At 64.5% G+C, this 2,634-nt stretch carries 2 protein-coding genes; one reads left to right on the top strand and one right to left on the bottom strand.

Features of this window, described 5'->3' with window-relative positions; all coding sequences use genetic code 11:
• Positions 1–120: 120 nt before the first annotated feature.
• Positions 121–1,101, bottom strand: a complete 981-nt coding sequence (locus O7A61_RS31840; protein ID WP_337133118.1) for an aspartate carbamoyltransferase catalytic subunit — start codon at positions 1,099–1,101, stop codon at positions 121–123.
• Between the two features lie 117 nt (positions 1,102–1,218).
• Between O7A61_RS31840 and O7A61_RS31835 the strand changes: the two genes are divergently transcribed.
• On the top strand, positions 1,219–2,634 hold a 1,416-nt coding region (locus O7A61_RS31835; protein WP_337133117.1), incomplete at its 3' end, for a DNA alkylation response protein.

Genomic DNA, 2,634 nt, shown 5'->3' with positions numbered 1-2,634 from the left:
CATCCTTGCCAGGGCTTGGCTCAGAATCCTCTGGCGCGCCTGGCAGGACGGTACCCTCTACAATCCAGACAGACACCCCGCCGCAGCTGCCTTGCTCGCCAAAGGTTGACACAGGAAGTCTCATGCGCCGCGGCCCCCTTGATTGCGGCCCTCTTGATTACGACGGGGATCGAGCAGCGCTTCCATCACCGCCATGCGCACGGCGACACCCATTTCCACCTGCTCCTGGATGACACTTTGCGGGCCGTCGGCGATTTCGGAGGCGATCTCGACACCTCGGTTCATCGGGCCGGGATGCATGACCAGCGCGTCGTCCTTGGCCGCTTTCAGCTTCTCGGCATCCAGGCCGAAATAACGGAAATATTCGCGCACCGACGGCACGAAGGCGCCCTCCATGCGCTCGCGCTGCAAGCGCAACATCATCACCACATCCGCGTCCTTGAGGCCTTCCGCCATCGAGCGGCAGACGATGACGCCCATCCTGTCGATGCCCGAGGGCAACAGCGTCGAGGGCGCCACCACGCGGACTTGTGCGCCGAGTGCGTTGAGCAGCATGATGTTGGAGCGCGCCACGCGCGAATGCAGGATGTCGCCGCAGATCGCCACGATCAGCTTCGACAGCGGACCCTTGGCGCGGCGGATGGTGAGCGCGTCGAGCAGCGCCTGTGTCGGGTGTTCATGCGCGCCATCACCAGCATTGACCACCGAGCAGCCGACCTTCTGCGCCAGAAGGGCCGCCGCGCCCGCCGACTGATGGCGGATAATCAATATATCGGGCCGCATGGCGTTCAGTGTCATCGCGGTGTCGATGAGCGTTTCGCCCTTTTTCACGGAAGAGCTCGCCACCGACATGTTCATGACGTCGGCGCCGAGCCGTTTTCCGGCCAGTTCGAAGGACGACTGCGTGCGGGTCGAGGCTTCGTAGAAGAGGTTGATCTGGGTGCGGCCGCGCAGCGTCGAGGTCTTTTTCTCGGACTGCCGCGAGATCGCGACCGCCCGATCCGCCCTGTCGAGCAACAACTCGATGTCGGCGGGCGAAAGATCGCTGATGCCCAGAAGATGGCGGTGAGGATAGAATGGCAGGGACGAAGCGTCGGTCATCTCAAGGGGCTGCTATAGGGTGCGGATTTCGCGCCCGCAAGCACCCGCTTTGGATTGACGCCGTTCTCCCCGGTATTTTCGTCGCGCGCGCGGCAACGCTTGGGCTATATCTAGCCGATGGCCTCGGATTCGAGGCTTTCCAACGATAGGGCCTTTCTAGAAGGATTGGGCGTGACCGACGACGTGACGAACCAGCCGCCGCCGCTGACGGGCGGCAACGCCTGGCGAGGCGATCCGTTGCTGATCCAGCTTGCCGAGCGCTTTTCGGATCCGGTGCGCAAGGATCTCGATGGGCTTGGCCGTTTCGTGCTCACGCAAGAAGCCCAGGAATTGGCGCGCCTCGCCAATGTCGAGACACCGAAACTCAGGACCCATGATCGCCAGGGACGGCGCATCGACCTGGTCGAATTCCATCCCGCCTACCACGCCTTGATGCGCCGTTCGGTGGCCAACGGCCTGCACTCTTCAGTCTGGGAAAATAGCGACGCCGAGATTGGCCGCCGCCATCAGGTGCGGGCCGCCCGTTTCTACCTGACCGCCGAGCTCGAGACCGGACACCTCTGCCCCATCACCATGACCAGCGCCTCGCTGGCGGCGCTGATGGCCAGTCCAAAACTGTTTCGCGAATGGGCGCCGCGCGTAACGACGCGCAAATACGACCAGAGCCAAAAGCCGCCGGTCGAGAAGACCGGGCTGACGCTCGGCATGGGCATGACCGAGAAACAGGGCGGCACGGATGTGCGGGCCAATGTGACCAGGGCGGAACGCGTCGGAAGTGGGTTCTACCGCCTGACGGGACACAAATGGTTCATGTCGGCGCCGATGTCGGATGCCTTCCTGGTGCTGGCGCAAGCGCCGGAGGGGCTGTCGTGCTTCCTGGTGCCGCGCGTGCTCGGCGACGGGTCGGGCAATGGCTTTCGCTTCCAGCGGCTGAAGGACAAGCTTGGCAACCGCTCCAACGCGTCTTCCGAGGTCGAGTTCGTCAACGCCATCGGCGAGATGGTCGGCGAGCCCGGCGCCGGCGTCAAGACGATCATGGACATGGTGACGCTGACCCGGCTCGACTGCGCGGTGGCGTCTTCGGCGATCATGCGGGCGGGGCTGGCCGAAGCGATCCATCATGCTCGTCATCGCCAGGTGTTCGGGACCAACCTGATCGAGCAACCGCTTATGCAGCGGGTGCTGGCCGACATGGCGCTCGATGTCGCCGCGGCGACCGCGCTCTCGTTCCGGCTGGCGCGTTCCTTCGACGAGGCGGCGAGCGATCGCGGCGAGGCGGCGTTCGCCCGCGCCATGACGCCGGTCGTCAAATACTGGGTCTGCAAGATCGCGCCGCCGCTGCTTTATGAGGCGATGGAGTGCCTTGGCGGCAATGGCTATGTCGAGGAAGCTCCGCTCGCCCGCTATTACCGCGAAGCACCTGTCAACGCGATCTGGGACGGATCGGGCAATGTCATGGCGCTCGATGTGCTGCGCGTGCTTGGCCGCGCCCCGGGCCTTTTCGAAGAGGTGCTGGGCGGCATCGACCGCGAC

Origin of the sequence: Mesorhizobium sp. Cs1321R2N1, assembly GCF_037179725.1 — a bacterium.
GTDB lineage: Bacteria > Pseudomonadota > Alphaproteobacteria > Rhizobiales > Rhizobiaceae > Mesorhizobium > Mesorhizobium salmacidum.
The sequence above is the reverse complement of the archived record's forward strand: the minus strand, read 5'-3'. Positions and strand labels throughout refer to the sequence as shown.

Excerpts from the sequence above, each read along its gene's own strand:
- O7A61_RS31840 (WP_337133118.1), bottom strand. The coding sequence starts at position 1,101 with ATGACCGACGCTTCGTCCCTGCCATTCTATCCTCACCGCCATCTTCTG.